Source organism: Burkholderia metallica (assembly GCF_001718555.1).
In the GTDB taxonomy this organism is placed as follows: domain Bacteria; phylum Pseudomonadota; class Gammaproteobacteria; order Burkholderiales; family Burkholderiaceae; genus Burkholderia; species Burkholderia metallica.
Genome location: NZ_CP013401.1, coordinates 398,733 through 418,422, shown reverse-complemented (window position 1 = coordinate 418,422; position 19,690 = coordinate 398,733). Strand labels below are relative to the sequence as shown.

At 63.2% G+C, this 19,690-nt stretch carries 14 protein-coding genes, 1 tRNA gene and 2 pseudogenes; 3 read left to right on the top strand and 14 right to left on the bottom strand.

The window, feature by feature from the left end:
* Positions 1-669 precede the first annotated feature (669 nt).
* From WJ16_RS35895 to WJ16_RS01895, 5 genes and pseudogenes are all read right to left on the bottom strand, one after another.
* A pseudogene (locus WJ16_RS35895) lies at positions 670-810 on the bottom strand (RHS repeat-associated core domain-containing protein); the annotation flags it as partial.
* 143 nt (positions 811-953) lie between these two features.
* A pseudogene (locus WJ16_RS35480) lies at positions 954-1,178 on the bottom strand (tyrosine-type recombinase/integrase); the annotation flags it as partial.
* A gap of 391 nt (positions 1,179-1,569) precedes the next feature.
* Entirely contained in the window at positions 1,570-1,845 is a 276-nt protein-coding gene (locus tag WJ16_RS01905) for an immunity 53 family protein (protein WP_069255597.1), read from the bottom strand.
* Positions 1,842-6,431 (bottom strand): RHS repeat-associated core domain-containing protein, encoded by a 4,590-nt coding sequence (locus WJ16_RS01900; protein WP_236858171.1) that lies wholly within the window; start codon positions 6,429-6,431, stop codon positions 1,842-1,844. Before WJ16_RS01900 ends, WJ16_RS01905 begins: the two co-directional genes overlap by 4 nt.
* Before the next feature lie 51 nt (positions 6,432-6,482).
* Positions 6,483-9,656: a type VI secretion system Vgr family protein gene (locus WJ16_RS01895; protein ID WP_069255596.1), complete on the bottom strand. Its 3,174-nt coding sequence runs from the start codon at positions 9,654-9,656 to the stop codon at positions 6,483-6,485.
* Between the two features lie 373 nt (positions 9,657-10,029).
* Here WJ16_RS01895 and WJ16_RS01890 point away from each other — a divergent pair, with 373 nt between their 5' ends.
* Complete coding sequence (locus WJ16_RS01890) at positions 10,030-10,830, top strand: transporter substrate-binding domain-containing protein (protein WP_069255595.1); 801 nt, start codon at positions 10,030-10,032, stop codon at positions 10,828-10,830.
* Between the two features lie 59 nt (positions 10,831-10,889).
* On the opposite strand, the gene WJ16_RS01885 is transcribed toward WJ16_RS01890, so the two are convergent.
* Both WJ16_RS01885 and WJ16_RS01880 read right to left on the bottom strand, forming a co-directional pair.
* Entirely contained in the window at positions 10,890-11,093 is a 204-nt protein-coding gene (locus WJ16_RS01885) for a hypothetical protein (RefSeq protein ID WP_069255594.1), read from the bottom strand.
* Between the two features lie 361 nt (positions 11,094-11,454).
* Complete coding sequence (locus tag WJ16_RS01880; RefSeq protein WP_069255593.1) at positions 11,455-11,994, bottom strand: hypothetical protein; 540 nt, start codon at positions 11,992-11,994, stop codon at positions 11,455-11,457.
* A 479-nt stretch (positions 11,995-12,473) separates the two neighbouring features.
* Between WJ16_RS01880 and WJ16_RS01875 the strand changes: the two genes are divergently transcribed.
* Entirely contained in the window at positions 12,474-13,496 is a 1,023-nt protein-coding gene (locus WJ16_RS01875) for a sensor histidine kinase (protein ID WP_244133035.1), read from the top strand.
* 1 nt (position 13,497) lies between these two features.
* Positions 13,498-14,232, top strand: a complete 735-nt coding sequence (locus WJ16_RS01870) for a LytR/AlgR family response regulator transcription factor (protein WP_069255592.1) — start codon at positions 13,498-13,500, stop codon at positions 14,230-14,232.
* Between the two features lie 305 nt (positions 14,233-14,537).
* Here WJ16_RS01870 and WJ16_RS01865 read toward each other — a convergent pair.
* The 7 genes from WJ16_RS01865 to WJ16_RS01835 form a co-directional block, all read right to left on the bottom strand.
* Positions 14,538-14,613 (bottom strand) — tRNA-Thr (locus WJ16_RS01865).
* Positions 14,614-14,631: 18 nt separating this feature from the next.
* Positions 14,632-15,159, bottom strand: coding sequence for a ClpXP protease specificity-enhancing factor (locus tag WJ16_RS01860; RefSeq protein ID WP_069255591.1), 528 nt, complete (start codon positions 15,157-15,159; stop codon positions 14,632-14,634).
* Between the two features lie 70 nt (positions 15,160-15,229).
* On the bottom strand, positions 15,230-15,841 hold the full coding sequence (locus tag WJ16_RS01855; protein WP_006400565.1) for a glutathione S-transferase N-terminal domain-containing protein: 612 nt from the start codon (positions 15,839-15,841) through the stop codon (positions 15,230-15,232).
* Positions 15,842-15,933: 92 nt separating this feature from the next.
* Positions 15,934-16,692, bottom strand: coding sequence for a cytochrome c1 (locus tag WJ16_RS01850; RefSeq protein ID WP_069255590.1), 759 nt, complete (start codon positions 16,690-16,692; stop codon positions 15,934-15,936).
* 21 nt (positions 16,693-16,713) lie between these two features.
* Positions 16,714-18,096 carry a cytochrome b gene (locus WJ16_RS01845; RefSeq protein WP_107312395.1) on the bottom strand — a complete coding sequence of 461 codons (1,383 nt, stop codon included), beginning with the start codon at positions 18,094-18,096 and terminating at the stop codon, positions 16,714-16,716.
* Complete coding sequence (petA, locus tag WJ16_RS01840) at positions 18,093-18,713, bottom strand: ubiquinol-cytochrome c reductase iron-sulfur subunit (protein WP_011350741.1); 621 nt, start codon at positions 18,711-18,713, stop codon at positions 18,093-18,095. Before petA ends, WJ16_RS01845 begins: the two co-directional genes overlap by 4 nt.
* 218 nt (positions 18,714-18,931) lie before the next feature.
* Positions 18,932-19,678, bottom strand: coding sequence for a Nif3-like dinuclear metal center hexameric protein (locus tag WJ16_RS01835; protein WP_069255588.1), 747 nt, complete (start codon positions 19,676-19,678; stop codon positions 18,932-18,934).
* Positions 19,679-19,690 lie beyond the last annotated feature (12 nt).

Below are 19,690 nucleotides of genomic sequence, written 5' to 3'. Positions count from 1 at the left end.
CAAAAATGACCGATTGATAGAGCGCGGATCATTGACACGAAGTGCGCCACAATATCTCCAATCCTCGTCGATGAGAACATAGAATCCGTCATGGTATGTCTTGCTTATCATCGACAGAACCAGTCGTATCGCCAAGGGAGAAATTCGCCTTCTCCGGGAACGGAGAGTCAGCCTATGTTCGCCAAATTCAGACAATACGGCGTCGGTCGCCTCCAACGATACTAGATCTTCTTGACCGGCCGTGGGAAACAGCGCGGCCACCTTGCGAAGGTAACCATCCAGGATTTTCTTTCCGTTTGCCCTTCTGTAAAGAAGTTCCCTCTTGCGCTGGGAAGTGTCGGGATCACTCATCACACCCCCGGTAGTACGCTTGCCTTTCGGATTAGCGATCTTAGGTCTACCGTAGTCGTTTATTCTAGTTTCACCCGTAATCGGATCGACCTTTACCTTGCCTGCCTCCCAATGCGGCTCGTCTTGGTGGCTCACATCCATTGTTTGTTGTTGCACCGTCGCTTGCACAACGCCGCCTCCGACTTGAGGAACTTCGTACCTGTACTCACGACCAGATGCATTTCGTGACTGGCTGATAGGTTGCTGGCTCGTTGGGATTCCCGCTTGACGCATGGCTTCGCGACGAGCAGCGCGAGACGAAAGACCGGATTGGCATTTCAACCCAAGTGGATCAATCCATCCTACCGGATTTTGCGCGTACTGATAGACGTTTAAGCCACCCGTCAACCCAATCGGATCCTTCGATACGAACCGACCGCTCTGCGGATCGTAGTACCGATGCCGGTTATAAACAGCCCCCTAGACGCGCATCCTCCTTTACACAGCCCGCAATCCCTTATCCAGTAAGGCTTCGCATCATCCTATCCCAAGTCGGTACGCATTATTCCCCTAGACGCGGTTTTTTGCAGTTGTTGATACTGCGGCTCGATTCGATACAACCATCAAGGGGCTGCGTCGTCGTCCTCGTCGGCCAACACGGTCAGCAACGCCGCCACATCCTGCCCCAGCCTCGCCGGATGCGTGGCCGCGTGCACTTGCTTGAGCTTGCCGATCGCCACCTGCGTATAGATCTGCGTGCTATTCAGGTCCGCGTGGCCCAGCAGCGCCTGGATGAACCGTACGTCCGCTCCGTTCTCCAGCATGTGCGTCGCGCACGCGTGGCGCAGCGCAACGTCGCAATTCAGCAATTGTCGGCGTCGACCTCGGTCGACACGAACGACGAACATCGCGTCATTGCCGATACCTGGCTGCAACACGCGATCGCCGGAATTCAGCAAATGCACCTCCACGACGACGCGCGCCGCGAGGTGGCAAGGGGGCTTTTCTAGCCGCCCCCATCCTGACGGCCGCCGCTGCGTTTCTCACCGATCTGGGGAGAAACGAGTAAGTGCACGTTGACCGATTTTGGCGGCTGGGGCAAACCAAGGTTCAACGTTGAACCATTTCGATCCAGTGCAGGATAGGCCTGCGGGCCCAATTTACCGAGCCGCAGCCGATCACCGCGCCATCCAACTGCATTGAATGAATGAAGTGTCGCTTCAGCGGCCCTTCATTTTTTCAGTTCAGCCAGTCAACGGCAAGTGCCAGTATCTCCTGCAAATTGCGCGGCCCGCCATATGCCATGAACTGGATTTCGGTCGCCGTCACTCTTACCCAATCATCGTCCGTGCGTTCAGTCTTAATGTCCAGCGGCTTTTTGGCCGATGCGCCCGTTATCCTGACCTTCCATCCCGGGTTGTCGATATTGGCAATCTCAATGCCAAACGAATGCTCCCATACATCGTCACACTGAGATGCGTACCAAATCTGCAATTGGTCGATTAAATCCTTCATTTGCACAATCCTTTCCGTCTTGCCAACTCTCTCGCGACACGGACGTCTTGCTTCGTGGCCGCCCTCACAATCTCCGTCTTCTTCGACGTCGTTATTTGACCGTTCGGCCCGATGTTGATAGTTCGAGTCTGTACATGAGGAGTAGGAATATCGGTATCCGTCGCCTTGTCGAAGTGCGACGCTCCTTGTAGATCAATATGGCCTTGCGTCGTCGGCGTGGAAAAGGTCACCGAGTTCTGATTTATCTGGCCCGAAAGTTCTTGCGCCATCTCGGTAGCATCCTTCGGTCCCTGAGACGCAACATCGTTGCAGCTCGGCAAGCATTTCGGACACTTTTTCGAAAGTCCCAGCGGGTCGACCCAGCCCACCGGGTTAGGCGCGTACTGATAAACGTTGATCCCGCCAGCGAGCCCGATCGGGTCCTTGCTGACGAACCGTCCGCTACTCGGATCATAGTACCGGTGCCGGTTATAGTGCAGCCCCGACTCCTCATCAACCTGCTGCCCCTGAAACCGCAGCGAATTCCTCGCCACGATCCCCGTCGCCTTCGACACTCGCGCGATCACCTCCCGCGCTTCCCCCCACGCCTTGTACGCCGCTTCCCACACTACATCACCGTCGTCATCGGTCAGCAGTTGCGGCGTGCCGATCTGATCACAGTGGTAATAGAACAGCTTCGCGCCACCCCGCCGTTCCGGCACCTTCTGCAGCGGATCTTCCTCCGGCACATAGCGATCGGTACTCTTCCACTCCGGCGTGGCGACTCCCTCTACCGGTGCCGCCACATACTGCGCCAGCGGCACGAACTTCCCCGGCTCGTAGATATAGTGCGTGCCGCGCTCCCCGTCGCTCTCATACGCCAGCGTATCGCCATCCCACCCGAACACCGTCCGCTCGCCGTTCACCTCCTTCGCGATCCGGCGACCGAACGCGTCATAGAAATACCGCGCCTGGCTTTGCCGCGACGTCTCCGCAACCCGTGCCGACAGCAACCGATTGAACTCGTCCCACTCGTATTCCTGCTCCCCCGCCGGCGTACGCTTGCGCACCAGATTCCCGCGTGCGTCGTACTCGAAATGCATCCCCGCATATGCCTTCAGCAGGTTGCCCAGCACCTTCGGCACCTCAACCGGCAACGTGCTTTCCGGCCGCACCGGGCTCGGACGCGATGCCGGCGTCTCCGTCGTCCGTACCGGATCGACGATGTTGCTCGCCGGATCGAATGCAAACCGCTCCTTCGCGATGGGACTAACCGCCTCGATCAACCGCCCGACCGGATCGTACCGATAGTCAGTCCCGCCCTTGCGGCTATCCTCGATTCGTGACAACTGCCCCGCCGCGTCATAGCGATACCTCCGCTCGGCAAGCGGCGCGGGCGATGTCGATCGCTGGATCGTCTGCTGCAACACGCGTCCGGCCGGATCGTAGTGCGTGCGCTGCCCGAGCTTGCTCGACAGCACGCGCACCGTCTCGCGATGAAGGTCATCGCGCTCGAACTGCACACGCTCCTCGCCATCGAGCAGCATCCCGTGCACATGCCCCGAGCCGTACATCAACCAGTCGACCGCATGCCCGTCCGGCCGCACCGTCCGTCGCCGATTGCCAAGTTCGTCGTATTCGTGATGCCACACATAGCTGCGTCGCTCGCCGAACAGATCGTATGCGTGATGTTCTCGCACCAGATTGCCGACCGGATCGAAGAAGAATTGCACGCGGCTGTACCGATTCACCGCGTCGATCAACCGGCCGCTCGGGTCGTACGCAAATCGTTCCTCGCTCTCCCCCGCGACCCGCTTCAGCAGCCGTCCGTTCGCATCGACGTCGACCGACGTCACGCAACCTGCCTCATCGACCGAAACAAGGCTGCCGCTGTCCGGATCGTATCGATAGCGCGTCGACTTGCCGTCGAAGCCGACTTCCTCGATCAGCCGCCCGGCCGGATCGTAGTGGAACTGGTACGTCGCAAAGTTGGCATCGGTCAGCGCAGCCAGCCGGCCGAGGCGATCGTAGCGATACGCGATCGTCTGGCCCAGCGCGTCCGCGCGGCTCGCGATGCGACCAACGGCGTCGTAGCCGTAACGCGTCGAGCGATTGAGTTGATCGGTATGTTGCAACAACCTGCCTTCGGCATCGTATTGCACCTGCTCGACACCGGCCGCCGAGCGCACCTCGGTCAGCTGCCCGTTCAGGCCGTAGCGATACGCAACCACGCCGCCGGCCGCGTCTTTTGTCTCGATCACGCGGCCCGTATCGTCGTAGCGCCACTCGGTCTTTTTCCCGGAGCAATCCGTGTAGCTTGCGATCTGCCCTGCGTCGTTGTATTCGAGCGTCTTCGAGCCGCCCTTCGCATCGGTAATCTGCGTCGGCAACCCGTGGTCGTTGTATTCGTACTTCGTCGAATGCTCGAGCGGATCGATTTCCTCGACGAGGTTGCCCGCGTCGTCGTACTTGCGCTGCCACACATGCCCGTTCGGATCGACGAGCCGAACCATCTGATCCTTGTCGTCGTACGCCATCTCGACAACGCTGCCGTCCGCCCGTTCATGCCGAACGAGATTGCCGCGCGCATCGTATTCCCGGCGCTCGATGCTGCCGTCCTGACGGATATGCAGCACCAGATTGTGATGCGCATCGCGCCGGAACCACTCCTGATTGCCGTCCGGATACACGATCCGGTACACGTAGCCGTGGATGTTGAAGTAGTACCGCGTCATCCGGCCCAGCGCGTCCGTCACGTAAGTCAGGCGGATGTTCGGATTCCATGCGAGCCGGATGTCGAGGCTGCCGTCGTCCGCATATTCGCGAACGCACTTCGCATCCGCATTGTCGTCGGCGTCCGGGCCGTCCCATTCGAGCGTCATTCCGCGGCCGGTGCGATCCGTATAGCGCGTCACCAGGTGACGGTGATACTGATAGGTCCGGGCGTTGCCGTGACGATCGATCGCACGCACCAGATCGCCGTTCGCATCGTATTCGTAGCTCGCCAGCGTGCGGCGCTCGCCGCCCTTCAGCACGTGCTCGATCTGTACGATTCGGCCATGCCGGTCGTGCTCGAACGCAAGCACATTGCCGTTCGCGTCGATCAGGCGTGCAAGACGATCAAGCGCATCGTAGTCCAGCGTGATCGTGTTGCCGGCCCGATCCTTCTGCATCGCAAGCCGGAATGCGTCGCCGCGGCGCTCGTACACGTGCAGCTCGGCGTGGCCGTATGCGATCGTCACCCACGTATCGTCGAGTCGCGACAGCGTCAGGTTCTCCGACAGGTCGTCGTGCACCGCGCCCGCCGCGAGGGCGGGATAGTCGATGCTGCGCCCCTCCGCGTCGCGATAGATCCACTGGCCGCTCCTGACGTCGATACGCGTCGTATAGGGCGTAATCCATCGCGCACCGAGTTCGCCGTCGTCATACGCAGACAGCCGGGAACGATAGGTACGCTCCCAAACGAGCGGTAGCGCACCGGGCAGGTCGAAGTCCACATGCGAGAACGTTTCGTCGCCGAACGCGAAATCGATCGATGCCGGCGACGCCCCGAGCCCGCACGCCTTGCACGCGCTCTTCCCCGGCCCTTCCGCCGGCGCCTGCCCGTTGGTTTTCTCCAGCCCTTCCTGTTCGCGCGTCTTCTTCGCCTGGCTCTTTCCGCTGGCCTTCACATCGGTACTCTGCTCATGAAGCTTCGCGCGTGCCTTGACGCGTCCCACCGCCTCGATGAGCTGCAACACCAGCCACATCATCTTGCCTTCTTCGCTGCCGGCGAGCGAGCGGATCGACGTCGCGATCTTCGGCGCTTCGGTTCGAAGGAACGCCACCGTGCTGCGAAACGGCTCGAGCCACGCATCGGGCGCCAACGACGCGACGGTGCCCGCGGTCTTGTTGACGACCTTCTTGCCGAGCGCCTTGGTGCCCTCGTAAGCGAACTGGATGCCGTCGCCCACGCGACTCGGGCTGTACCACGGCCGGTCGTCCGCCATCTTCTTCGCGAGCGCTTGCTGGCGTTTCAGATTGGCGTTGGCATCGAAGAGCTGCCCGTGCAGCGCCTTGTCCATGCCGGTCGCCAGCGCGAGCATGATCTCCTCGGCTTTCGACGCGCATCCGTTGAGCAGTTCGACGAGGCCGGCCTTCAGCTTGTTGAGAAAATCCTCGATCTCGGTCGCGCAGGTCGCGTTGATGTGCGTAACCAGCACGGAGATGATCGCCGCGCCGAGATTGTTGCGCGTCGCCAGCAGTTCATGACGAACGAGTGCGAGCAGCGGGCGCGCCGACATCCGGAACGGCGCGAGCGTCGGCGGAATCGGAATGATGCCGAGCAGGTTGATCGCGAGGCTCATGTAGTCGAGCACCTGACCGCCGCGCTTCTCGATGATTTCGGCGATATCGCCGAGCGCATCGACCATCGCCATGATGTTGCCGACGATCGGCACCGCGCCGGCAAACGTCTTCACATCCTCGAACGTGATGTGGTTGCCGCTGATCCGCCGCAACCATGCATCGAAGCGGTTGCCGACCGCGGCGACGTCCTTCGCGGAAACATCGCTGAGCCAGGTAACGGCCTGTTCCTTCTCGGCGCCCGGTGGAAGTTGTTGTGCCATGTCGTGGTTCGTTCAATTCGTTTTCTTCAAGACGGCTGACGCGCCGCCCTCTCAGGATTTCAGCGGGCCGCCAAACCCGCTCGTCGGCAGCTTCATGCCGCCCGCAGCCGACGCCACCGTCGTCGCGCCCTTGCCGGCAATCCCCGCGACGCCCGGCAGCGCGCTCTGCACCGCACCGGACGCCATGTTCGCAGCCGGCGCGGCCAGCGCCGCGAGTCCGCCCTGGCGGGCAGCCTGCACCATCCCGGCAACCTGCTTCGCCGCGCCGCTCAGGCTCGACGCCGTCTGCAACGCCGACGCCACACCTGCGCCGCCCAGCGCACTCGCGGCCGCCGGCAACGCGGAACTCGCAAGCCCGCCGAGCGCAGCGCCCGCGCTGCCGCCGCTCACGAGCCCCATCGCCGCGGTCGTCGCCGCAGGCGCCATCCCCTGCAACTGGCTCGCGAGCTGCCCGGTCGCCGCGGCCTGCGCAGCCTCCGGCGACGACCCCACCGGCTCTGCCGGCCACTTCGCGTGCTTGAAATAATTCGCCGGCTGATCCGACTCGCGCGGATCCTTCCCGAACTCGACGCGTACCGCGCCCGGCGGCAGTCCGCTCACGACCGTATAACCGTTGTTGTCGAGCGCGCCCTTCTTCAGCACGGCGCCGTTCACGTCCTTCACCGTGAACAGCCCGCCCTTCACCGCCTCGCCGTTCACGTACTTGTGAAACAGTTCGAGCTGCCCCGGCTGATCCGGCCGCGGACTCGGCAACGGATACCCCATGCTCGCCGGTCCCGCGAACGTATGCGACGCGCCCTTCACGTCGATCGCACCCGGCGCATGAATCTCGATGTTGCCGTCTTGAATGCGGATATACCCGCCGCCGCTCGTCAGCAGAATCCCCTGATCGGCCGCGATCTCGATCCGGTCGGTTGCCGACACCACCTTCACCGCCTTCTGCGCGGTCACCTCGACGTTGTCCGACTGCGCCTGGATCTCGACCTTGCCCTTCCCCGCGAACAGCTTCATCCCCGCGTTCTGCACGAACAGACTCAGCTTCTGCCCGATGCTGCCGATCAGCGACTTGCCTGCCGCGACATGCACGCTCTGCCCGCTCGCGATGTTCACGTGATCGTTCGCGACCATGTGCACCGACTGCTGCGTCGACATCCCGATTCCCGACGGGCTGCCGAACAGCATCACCGGCTCCTTGAACGCGTTCGCGTTACCGGTGCCGCCGCCTCCCGTGCGCCCGCCGGATGCACTGCCCGACTTGCTATCCTGCGTCGCGTCGGTGAACGCACGCATCGTGTCCTGCGCATCCTTCAGGCTTTCCGCCTGATGCTGCTCGCTCACGCCCGACATCGCCTCGACAAGGCTCTCGCCCGTCACGAGCTGCTGCTGCGCTTCCTTCACGTCGAGCGGCTGACTGTTCGGCGACTTCGGATGAGTCGTCACGTACAGGCCCTGGCTCGCCCGCACCGCGCCGTACGCATCGGAGCGCAAGTCGAAGCCGCTGCCGAGATACGACCCGCGCGCATTGCCGTTCTGGTCGATGATGTAGCCGAGATGCAGCAGGCTGTTCGCGCTGCTGCTCATCAGCTGCACGCGGTTCTGCCCGGTCGCGTCGTCCATCACGAGCTGGTTGTAGCCGCCGCCCGAGTACTCTTTCGATCGATAGCCCGACAGAATCCCGTCGCTATGCCACTGCGGCTGGTTCGCGCCGTTGTACACGCGCCCGACCGCGAGCGGCCGGTCGCAGTCGCCGCCAACGTAGTCGATCAGCACTTCCTCGCCGATACGCGGCACGTGTACGCCGCCGTAGCCGCCGCCCGTATCCGACTGCACGACACGCACCCAGCACGACGCATTCTCGTTGCCCGGGTTCAGGCGGTCCCACACGAACTGCACGCGGATCCGGTTCAACTCGTCGGTATAGACTTCCTCGCCCTGCGGCCCGACGACGATCGCCGTCTCGAGGTGCATCTTCGGCTTCTCGTGCTCGAACGGGCTGCGATAAGGCACGCTCACGCGCTGCGCCTCGACCTCGACGAGATAGAAGCCGACCGAGCCGTCGTCGTGCGGCACGCGAAACGCCGGGTCGGCGCCGTAACCGTCCTGAGCCTGCGTCAACGCTTCGCGCAGGCTGTACGGAAAGTCGGCGCTGCTGCTCGCGGCGGGCAGGTTGTTCTCGATCCACCATTCGACGCCGATCGCCGCGAATTCGCGCTGGTCGGCCGGATCGCGATCGTGTTCGGGATGGTCCGACAGCGTGAAGCGCCGGCCGGCATCGATCGCGCGCACGCCGCCCGCGCCATGGAAGCGCTTCGCGTGCGACTCCCACTCCTCCATCCGGATCTTCGTCAGGTGATCGCCGCGCGTCTGGTCGAGATACGTGTACGCCCCGGTGTACTCGTAGACTTCGAGCTGGTCGGGCAACTCGCCCTGACCGGCCATCGTCGGCAGCGTCGTGCCCTTCGGGTTCGACGGCTGCGACGGGTTCTTGTAGTCGAACGTGCGCGTCGTGCGCGTGACGCTCTGCAGCGTGCGCGTGCCCGACCATTGCGTGAACGCGTCGGCTTCGCTTGCCGCGCCGCCGCGATAGAAGCGCACGGTCTCCGGCGACAGCGGCGCGAACGCCTGCAGGTTGTCGGTGATCACGAGCGTATGCGACTTGCCGTCGTCGGCCTGCTGCCATGTGCAGTAGAGCCCTTCGCTCTCCATCAGCCGATGCACGAAATGCCAGTCGGTGTCGTGCTGGCGCGTGTACGAGCGGCTCGGCAGCGGTTTCGACAGCGCAAAGCGGAAATGGCCCTGCGCCTGCGGATGCTGGTTCAATACGTCGCTGATGATCTGGTCGACGGTCGTGTCGTTCCAGAGACGCTGGTCGCGACGGAACTTCAGGAAATGGGTGAAATCGGCGAACGTGAGCTGATAGGTCGTGAGGCCGCCGTCGGCGCCGAGGCGGCGCGCGGTATGGACGTATCCGTTGATCGGCCGGTAGCTGCGATCGCCTTGCTGGATCCACAGCGTAACCGGCTGCGCGATCAGCTTTTTAAGTTCCACATCACTGTCGGTCGACAGCACGTCCAGCGTGAACTCGTACGCGCGGCCGATGCGCGAGCGGCCGACTGCCCGCTGAACGGTCAGGACGTTGGCCCCCAATGGCGTATCGAGCTTCAGCAACCGATCCTGCTGAAGCAAGCCGCCGCGCAATGCGGCGATCGTGTTCTGCATGTTCATGGCTACGGCCTTTTCTTCTTCTGACGCGCCCTCGGATGGCGCAGTGTTCGATTTCTTCCGCGCGATTTTACAGATAAATTACCGGGCAATTTTGAAAAATGATCTGATTTAAAAGAACATTTTCTCGACAATCGAAACCAGTCCGTGCGGGCCGGGCCCGTCGCGCGCCGCCGACCGGCCCGGCCTGCGCGTGACGATCCCGCCTCCTGTTTGTCGTCTGCAGCGCCCCAATGAAATCGCTTTCAATCAGGGCCAATTCGACTTCCGGCGCGGCGCCGTTGCGAGTAGTGTCTACCTGCCCGCATTCCGGCCGCCCCCGGGTCCGAACGATACCCGGCGCTCACACCACGATACTGAACTCTGGAGATCCGCGATGAAACGTTCGAAGTTCCTGCTGTCGGGCCTGCTGCTCGCGTCGGCTCTCGGCTTCACGGCCGTCGCCGCGCATGCCGAAGACCTGCTCGATTCCGTGAAGAAAGCCGGCGTGCTGCGCGTCGGTCTCGAAGGCACGTATCCGCCGTTCAACTCGCGCGGCACGTCCGGCCAGCTGGAGGGCTTCGACGTCGACGTCGCGAACGCCGTCGCCGGCAAGCTCGGCGTGAAGACGCAGTTCATTCCGACCGAATGGAGCGGCATCATCGCGGGCCTGCAGGCCGGCAAGTTCGACGTGATCGTCAACCAGGTCACGATCACGCCGCAGCGCAAGGAAGCGCTCGACTTCAGCGAGCCGTACACGTACTCGGCCGCGCAGCTGATCCAGCGCAAGGACGACACGCGCAACTTCAAGTCGCTCGACGATTTCAAGGGCAAGAAGCTCGGCGTGACGCTCGGCACCAACTACGACCAGATGGCGCGCACCGTGCCGGGCATCGAGGTGCAGACGTATCCGGGCGCGCCGGAAAAGCTGCGCGACCTCGCCGCGGGCCGGATCGAGGCGACGCTCGACGATCGCCTGATGCTGCCGTACATGATCAAGACGTCGAACCTGCCGCTGCGTGCGGGTGCAGTGCTGAACGGCGGCAAGCAGGAAATGGCGATCCCGTTCCGCAAGGGCAATCCGAAGTTCGAGAAGGCGATCAACGACGCGCTCGATTCGCTGCGCAAGGACGGCACGCTGAAGAAGATCTCGATGCACTGGTTCGGCAGCGACGTGACCGTGCCGGTCGCGCAGTAAGCCACCCGGCGCTTCAACGCGTCACGTCCTTCGTCTCGATGAAGGCGTGACGCGCCCCTTCAGGCCGCTTCATCGAAGCGCGCCAGTAGCATCTCGCCGATTGGCGTCAGCGCCGGGCGCGCAGCCACGGCGTTCAGGCGCACCTGCGTATCGTCGACCAGCCGCTTCTCGACCAGCACGGCGAAGGCGGGATTCGACGGATCGACGCTGTCCGGCGCACGCGCGATGCGCAACAGCATCGAGAATTCATGCGGACTGAGCATGCTCTGTCTCCTGATCGTCCGCGATCCGGTTCGAACCGTCGTCGATCGTATTTTTGAATGAAATGGCGCGATGCGTGACCGCCGCGCGGCCGGGAGCGAGATCCCGGTCGGCCCCCGTCCGCGACGCGGGCACGTCGTCGCGAGCGGGTGGCGCACGTTCCCGGTCCGGCAGTGCCGCCGCGACGGGAACGTGCAACGTTATGAGCGCACCGTGACGTGACCGTGACAGGAAAACGGGGTGCGAAATAGCGCTCGTTACACGCGGTTTCGGTTTAGTACCCTTACGATTGACGAAGACGAAGACGAACCGCATCGCGTGCCGGGCCGTCAGTTGCCCCGTTCGCCGGCTGTTGCGCCCCCTTCATCGCGGATCGACCGAATACGGCCCCCCATGCCCCGATCCGCTCGCATGGCGCATGCAGCGCACGACCACGTTCATCGCGCGCCCGAGCGTCATCCCGACGAGCACGCCCCATACCGCGAACGACAGCATCACGAAGCCGCTCGTCGCCGCCCACGGCGCGTGCACGGCAACCGCGTAATGGATGCCGGTTTCGGCGACGAACGTCAGCATCAGCGTGACGAGCAGGCTCGCGTCGCCGGGCAGGCGCACACGCAGGCCCGACGAGGCCGGACGATATTCGAGCCGCCACCGGCCCGCGTGCAGCCAGCCCAGCGTCGCGCCGCCCAGGACGGCCGCCAGCGCGATCGCATTCGCGTCGACACCCGCATGCGGAAAGCGTCCGTTCAGGCTGACGATGCCGAGCATCCCGAACGCGACCGGCGAGATCAGCGGTCGTGCCGCCGGCACCTCGCGCGGGAAACAGCGCTTGATGCCGACATAGAGCAGCACGCAGAACATGACGTAGACGTAAGGCTTCAGGTGAAAGATCGCGGACATGGTCGGGGAGCCTGATCGGTGTGGATACGGCAACACCTTATTGCTTGGTCCCGGCAGGCGGCACGACTTGCGACGGGACGCCCGAATTCGCGGACGAGTTGCGCGTCGAGGCGACGATCGCTCGGCGGATCGGGAAGACCGATGCACCCATGGGCCCGGCGGCCGGCGATTGCTGAACCGAAAGAGCCGCCTGCACCCGGCCGCTCGGCGCGTCGCGCTCGACGCGCAACCTGCAATGCCCCGTGTCCATCCGCAGCCCCTTCCACTACACTCGTGACGGAAACCGGCCAACCGTCGGCAGCCGAAGCGCTTCGTCGAGCCCGCGTGCGGTTCGTCGCAGCGCGCACGCAGTCGCCCCGACCAACAGTAAGGTCAGGCCATCGGTGCATCGCGCGCCTATACCCTCACTCGACACCATGCGAGCCACGTCCGACCCTTCGCCGATTCCACCGTCACCCGCCGGCATCTCGCCGCGGCTGTTGCGCGATCCGGCCGCACTGCTCGCGTTCGCGTGCTTCAACTCGGTCGTCGGCCTGGGTTTCTGGGCGCTCCATTTCCAGGAACCGCTGCTGTCCTACCTCGTCGTCTCCAACGCGATCGGTTTCTGCGCGCTGCTGTTCAGCCATGCCGCCGACCGGCTGTTGCCGCGCAAGCCGGGGCTCGCGCTGAAAGCCATCGTGATCGCACCGGCCAGCGTGCTCATCGGCTTCGAGATCTCGGCGACGATCGTCGGCGCAAACGTGCCGCACGTGTTCGGACGCGCCCGCATCGGCACGTGGGACAGCTACGGGCCGTCGTTTCTCATCTCGGCGATCCTGTTCGTGTGCGTGTCGCTGTTCCTGCAGTCCATGCGCATGCGTGCGACGCTCGAGACCGAGCGCCGCGAAGCCGCCGAAGCGCGCCAGGCCGAGACGGCCGCTCGTCTGGCGCTGCTGCAGGCGCAGATCGAGCCGCACTTCCTGTTCAATACGCTCGCGAACGTGCAGAGCCTGATCGAGCGCGATCCGGCTCGCGCGTCGACGATGCTCGACAGCCTGAATCGCTACCTGCGTGCAAGCCTGCGACGCACGCGCGATGCGACGTCGACGCTCGGCGAAGAACTCGAGCTCGTCGACGCGTTGCTGAAGATCGCGTCGATCCGGCTCGGCGAGCGGCTTTCGTATGCGATCGACGTGCCGACGGATCTGCACGCGCTGCCGTTCTCGCCGCTGCTGCTGCAACCGCTCGTCGAGAATGCGCTGCTGCACGGCATCGAACCATCGATCGACGGCGGCGTGATCGTGATTCGCGGCAGGATGCGCGGCGACAGCCTCGAACTGAACGTGATCGATACGGGCGTCGGCCTCGGCAAAGGAGACACGCGCCTGCATGGGGGCGTGGGTCTCGCCAACGTCGCGGCGCGTATCCGGACCCTGCACGGCGAGCGCGGCCGCGTCGCTGTCGAAACGAACGCCGCCGCCGCGCATGGTGTGACCGCAACCCTGCTGATTCCGATCGACTGACATGCCGACTGCTCTCATTGCCGACGATGAACCGAACCTGTCCGCGTCACTCGCGCAGCGGCTACGGCAGCTCTGGCCTGAACTGGAGATCGTCGCGATGCCGCGCAACGGCGTCGAAACACTGACCGCGCTGAACGCGTCGCCGCGCCCGGACATCGCGTTTCTCGACATCCGGATGCCCGGCATCGACGGGTTGAAGCTCGCTGCGCTGGCGCCCGACGTACATGTCGTGTTCGTCACGGCCTACGACGATTATGCGGTCGACGCGTTCGATCGGGCCGCGGTCGACTACCTGCTGAAGCCGGTAACGGACGAGCGGCTACTGCGCTGTATCGCGAGGCTTCAGCGTGGCGGGCCGGCGCCCGCGCCGGCCGATGCGCTCGCGCAGGCGGCTCAAGCGAGAGAGGCGGCACCGATCCGCTGGCTGACGGTTGGCGTGAAGGACGCGACGCGGCTCGTGTCGGTCGACGACGTGCTGTATTTCCAGGCGTCGGAGAAGTACACGGAAATCGTCACGGCCGGTGAACGGCTCGTGATTCGCACGCCGCTGAAGGAGCTGATGCAGCGGCTCGATCCGGAGCGGTTCGCGCAGGTGCATCGCGGCGTGATCGTTGCGTACGCAGCGATCGATCGTGTCGAGCGCGATCTGCTGGGAAGGTTGCGGATTCGCGTGCGCGGGCAGCGGGAGATGCTGCCGGTTAGTCGTGCGTATGCGGGGTTGTTCAGGCAGATGTGAAGGTGTTTGCGTCCGGTCCGGGAGACACGATTACGCTCTGGCCCGCCGGATTTACGCCACTTCGCCCGAATCACGAGAGCTTAGCGGTTCTTTTCCCGTTCGCCCTGCTCGGCAGCGCCTTCTATCCGATTCTTGTCCATCGGCTCACAACTTACGCCCCGCGCTCAGTCACCCTCACGCAGTTGCGCTTTGCCTCATTCGCTGTGATCAACTCATGGCGAGACTTTCACTCGCAGGAGTACGCCCATGCTGGGCGCCCAAAGACAAAGGGCCGGGAGGAAAACCTCCCGACCCTTCGTTCAATTTGGTGCCGGCTGCAGGACTCGAACCCGCCACCTGATGATTACAAATCAACTGCTCTACCAGATGAGCTAAGCCGGCGTAGCGCGAGATTCTACCTCATTTCACGATCTTGAGGCGAGGTCTGCTGCCACCTTTCGAACCGTCGCCATCGCCGTCGGTTTTCGGCGGTTCGTCGGCGCCTTCGGACGGCTCCTCGTTCGCGCCGCTGTCGGCCACCGGCGTCAATGCAGCAGGCGATTCGTCGCGCGGCGCATCATCCGCCTGCGCCGCATCTTCGTCGAACGCACCCGAATCGGCGCCCTCACCCGCAACCGCATCGACCTGGAACGCCATGCCCTGCCCGTTCTCGCGCGCATAGATCGCGAGCACGTTGGCCACCGGAATCTCGATCTTGTGCGCCTTCCCGGAGAACCGGGCCGTGAATTCGATCCACTCGTTACCCATCTGCAACTGGCTCGTCGCCTCGAAGCTGATGTTGAGCACGATCTCGCCGTCACGCACGAACTGACGCGGCACGCGCGTCGAGTTGTCGACCCTCACCGCGATATGCGGCGTGTAACCGTTATCGGTGCACCACTCGTACAACGCGCGCAGCAGATAAGGCTTCGTTGAAATCTCTTGCATCACAATCCTCGAACCAGAGCGGGGGCGCGGCACGCCACGCCGCCCGCTCCGTCATGCACTCATTGCACCATCAACGACGCATGACCTTTTCGGACGGCGTCAGTGCTTCGATATAGGCCGGACGGCTGAAGATCCGCTCGGCGTACTTCATCAGCGGCGCAGCGTTCTTCGACAGTTCGATGCCGTAGTGATCCAGACGCCACAGCAGCGGCGCGATCGCGACGTCGAGCATCGAGAATTCCTCGCCGAGCATGTACTTGTTCTTCACGAAGATCGGCGCGAGCTGCGTCAGGCGATCGCGGATCGCGAGGCGTGCCTTCTCGTGGTTCTTCTCCGCCGCCTTGCCCTTCTCGTTCTCGAGCGTGCTGACGTGGACGAACAGTTCCTTCTCGAAGTTGAGCAGGAACAGGCGCGCGCGTGCGCGCTGCACCGGGTCGGCCGGCATCAGTTGCGGATGCGGGAAGCGCTCGTCGATGTACTCGTTGATGATGTTCGATTCGTACAGGATCAGGTCGCGCTCGACCAGGATCGGCACCTGACCGTACGGGTTCATCACCGAAATGTCTTCCGGCTTGTTGAACAGATCGACGTCACGGATTTCGAAGTCCATGCCCTTCTCGAACAGCACCAGCCGGCAACGCTGGGAGAACGGGCAAGTTGTGCCGGAATACAGAACCATCATGTTTGCGTTTTCCTCAAAAAAGCCGAGGGCCGGCACGCGGCGAACCCGTTGCGGGTTCCACCTTGCGCCGGCCCCACGCCGGTCAGGCGTGATTACTTGATATCTTTCCAGTACGCGGCATTGAGCCGCCAGGCCAGGAAAGTCAGGACACCGAGAAAGATCAGCACCCACACGCCGAGGCGTTTGCGGGTCTGCTGAGCCGGCTCGGACATCCAGGTCATGTACGCCACCAGGTCGGCAACCGCAGCATCATAATCCACCGAGGACAGTGTCCCCGGTGTGACCTGCTGGAAGCCGACGAGCGTATGGACCTTCTCGCCCGTCTCCTCGTCCGTCTTGTCTTCGAATTTGGCGGTGCGCTGCCCCTGCAGCTGCCACAGTACATGGGGCATGCCGACGTTCTCGAACACCGCGTTGTTCCAGCCGGTCGGCCGCGTATCGTCGCGGTAGAAACTGCGCAGATACGTATACAGCCAGTCGCGGCCGCGAGCGCGCTCCTCGACCGACAGGTCGGGCGGCGAGGTGCCGAGCCAGTTCTTCGCGTCTTCGGGCCGCATCGCAACGGACATCGTGTTGCCGACCTTGTCGGTCGTGAACAGGAGATTCTTTTCGATCTCCTTCTGGGATATGCCCAGATCCGTCAGACGGTTGTAGCGCATCAGGTTCGCGCTGTGGCAGTTCAGGCAATAGTTTACAAACAATTGCGCGCCGTGCTGAAGCGAAACGAGATTTTCCGTGTTATCGGGCGCCCGGTCGAGCGGAAAATTACCTTCCGCCCGAACCGCCGGCGCCGCCAGCAGCGCACAGGCCGTCGCCCCGATCAGCGCGAGTGTCGAAAGCAGTTTCTTCATGTCGTTCTCTCCTCGCTCACGTTAATGGGGCTTGAAGCGCACCCGCTCCGGCGGCTGCTTGAACGTGCCAAGCGGCGTCCAGACGGGCATGCCGAGGAAGAACGCGAAGTAGATCAGCGCGCAGCACTGCGCGATCAGCGTCGCGGCAGGCGATGGCGGCCGCGTGCCGAGGAACGCGAGGGTCAGGAACGCCGCGACGAAGATCCCGAGGAACACCTTGTGGAACAGCGGCCGGTAGCGGATCGACTTCACCGGGCTGCGGTCGAGCCATGGCAGGAAGAACAGCGTGATCACCGCCGAGCCCATCACGACCACGCCCCAGAACTTCGACTCCGTCAGGTACATGAACACGACGATCGCCGCGGCGAGCACCGGCAGGCCGACCTTCCACTTGCCGCGCGCGCGGATCAGCGCGAGCACGCCGAGCAGCGCGATCACGATCATCAGCACGATCTTGAACGGATCGGTGGTCGCGCGCAGCATCGCGTAGAACGCGGTGAAGTACCAGACCGGCGCGATCTCGGGCGGCGTCTGCAGCGGGTTCGCCGGGACGAAGTTGTTCGCCTCGAGGAAGTAGCCGCCCATCTCCGGCGAGAAGAACACGATCAGCGCGAACACCATCAGGAACACGCACACGCCGAGGAAATCGTGCACCGAGTAGTACGGATGGAACGGGATGCCGTCGAGCGGAATGCCGTTCTCGTCCTTCTTCGCCTTGATCTCGATGCCGTCCGGGTTGTTCGACCCCACCTCGTGAAGCGCGACGAGGTGCGCGACCACGAGGCCGACCAGCACGAGCGGAATCGCGATCACGTGGAACGCGAAGAAGCGGTTCAGCGTGACGTCCGACACGACGTAGTCGCCGCGAATCCACAACGACAGGTCCGGGCCGACGAACGGGATCGCCGAGAACAGGTTCACGATCACCTGCGCGCCCCAGAACGACATCTGGCCCCACGGCAGCAGGTAGCCGAAGAACGCCTCGGCCATCAGGCACAGGAAGATCGCGCAGCCGAAGATCCACACGAGTTCGCGCGGCTTGCGATACGACCCGTACAGCAGCCCGCGGAACATGTGCAGGTAGACGACGACGAAGAACATCGACGCGCCCGTGGAGTGCATGTAGCGGATCAGCCAGCCCCACGGCACCTCGCGCATGATGTACTCGACCGACGCGAACGCGAGCGTCGAGTCGGGCTTGTAGTTCATCGTCAGGAAGATGCCCGTGACGATCTGGTTGACCAGCACCAGCAGCGCGAGGGAGCCGAAGAAGTACCAGAAATTGAAGTTCTTCGGCGCGTAGTACTCGGAAACGTGCTTCTTCCAGGTGGACGTGAGCGGGAAGCGTTGATCGATCCAGCCGGTGAGACCTGTCGTGGAGACTTCCTTGTTGTCGGCCATCACGCTTCTCCTTTCTCGTCCTTGCCGATCACGAGGGTCGTTGCCGACGTGAACATGTAGGGCGGGATGTCGAGATTCTGAGGCGCCGGCTTGTTCTTGAACACACGGCCGGCGAGGTCGTAGGTCGAACCGTGACACGGGCAGAGGAAACCGCCCGGCCAGTCGTCCGGCAGGTTCGGCTGCGGACCCGGCGTGAAGCGTTGGCTTGGCGTGCAGCCGAGGTGCGTGCACACGGCCATCACGACGAGGATGTTCTTGCGATCGGCCCGCGAGCGATATTCGTTCGCGCAATACGCGGGCAACGGCATCGTGTAGGGCTTTTCGGTGGTGGGGTCGGCCACTTCCTTGTCGGCCTTGACCACATCGGCCAGCATCGCGTCGGTGCGGTTCAGGATCCACACCGGCTTGCCGCGCCACGGCACGGTCACCATTTCACCGGGCTTCAGCCCGCTGATGTCCACTTCGACCGGTGCACCGGCCGCTTTCGCTTTCGCGGACGGCGCAAGCGACGCCGCGAAAGGTATGACGGTGGCTACGCCTCCCACGCCACCTGCTACGGATGTCGCAATCAGCCAGGTACGGCGGCCGCTGTCGACGCGTTTCTCTTCCTTGTCTCGCATCACACGCCCCACTTCTGAGTTGGATTTTCCGTCACGACTTTCCATTCCGCCGCTAGTTTGCTCGAATGGAGTCGCCATTTACAAGGCCCGGAGATGAAAATCCCTTCGAAGTGTTTGATAGTTAAGGGTTTTCCCGCACTATCGGAGCAATTAAATCATTTCGCTTTTAAGCATCCACTACATTGTGAAATTTCGATGCGCCGCCGCAAATCCGGCATTCAGACCGGGTTATGAATATCGATGAAAAGGTGTTCGATATCGAATTTTTCGGACAAATGGGCGCCCAGCACCTGGATTCCGTAGCGCTCGGTCGCATGGTGCCCCGCCGCAACGAACGCGACGCCGCTCTCGGCCGCCGTGTGCGTCACGTATTCGGACACCTCGCCGGTCAGGAACACGTCTGCGCCGGCATCGATCGCCGCGTCGAAATAGCTTTGCGCGGCGCCGGTGCACCATGCGATGCGGCGCAGTTGCATGTCCGGATCGCCTAGCACGAGCGGCGTGCGGCCGAGCGTGTGCTCGACCTTGGCGACGAAGTGCTCGAGCGTGACGGGCATCGGCAGCGTCGCCATCCAGCCGAGGTCGCCGTCGCCGAAGCGTTGGTCGCCGATCAGCCCGAGCCGCTCGCCGAGCTGCGCGTTGTTGCCGTATTCGGGATGCGCGTCGAGCGGCAGGTGGAATGCGAACAGGTTCAGGTCGTTTGCGAGCAGCAGCTTCAGGCGCTGGTACTTGCGGCCCGTGATCTGCGCCGGCTCGTTGCGCCAGAAATAGCCGTGATGGACGAGCACGGCGTCGGCCCCCCATTCGAGCGCGGCTTCGAGAAACGCGACAGACGCCGTGACGCCGGTGGCGATCTTCTCGATCTTGCGGCGCCCCTCGACCTGAAGGCCATTCGGGCAATAGTCCTTGAAGCGCGCGGTTTCAAGGGTATTGTTCAAGTACAATTCGAGTTCGATCCGATCCATATAAACCTCTAA